Here is an 855-nt window from a genome sequence, read left to right on the forward strand (position 1 = left end):
CCGGTGGTCCCCTGCACATCCGCGAGACGATGAAGGCCGTCCACCCGCTGACCCCGCGCTATCTCGCGGCCGGCCAGCAGGCCGGTCTGCCGCTCACTCCGGATTTCAATGGCGCCGCCCAGGAAGGCGTCGGCACCTACCAGATCTCGACCAAAAACGGCCGCCGCATGTCGGCGGCACGCGCCTTCCYGCGCCCCGCGATGAAACGCGCCAACGTCCGCGTCGAAATGAATGCGCTGGCGACCCGCATCCTGTTCGAAGGCAAACGCGCCGTCGGGGTCCAGTATCTGCAGAACGGCGAGACGAAGACGGCGAGAGCCGGCCGCGAGGTCATCCTTTCCAGTGGATCGATCAACTCGCCACAGCTGCTGCAGCTCTCCGGCGTCGGCCCTGCGGCCCTGCTCACGGGGCTCGGCATTCCGGTCGTCCACGCCAACGAGAATGTCGGCGCKCATCTGCAGGACCATGTCGGCATMAACTACACCTTCAAGGGCAAGSTGCCGACGCTSAACCAGATCCTGCGCCCCTGGTGGGGCAAGCTGCTGGTCGGCATGCAATACATCCTCACCCGTTCCGGCCCGCTGTCGCTGTCGATGAACCATGGCGGCGGCTTCTTCCGCACCGACCCGGCGTTCTCGCGCCCCAACATGCAGCTTTATTTCCAGGCGTTCTCGACCGTCATCCCGAAGAGCGGCGAGCGGCCGATCCTGACGCCCGATCCGTGGCCCGGCTTCTCCATCGGCCTGTCCAACTGCCGCCCGTCGAGCCGCGGCGAGATCATGATACGCTCCAGCAATCCGCGCGATTATCCAAAGATCGTCGCCAACGCCTTTTCGACCAATGCCGATGTCGAGG

The 855-nt window shown here is 65.5% G+C and carries 1 protein-coding gene; it reads left to right on the forward strand.

What is annotated here, in order from left to right:
- A partial coding sequence (locus AC1DX0_RS36560) for a GMC family oxidoreductase (protein ID WP_477359462.1) occupies positions 1-855 on the forward strand: 855 nt, incomplete at both ends.

The sequence above is a fragment of the Mesorhizobium sp. P3_A9 genome, assembly GCF_056402975.1.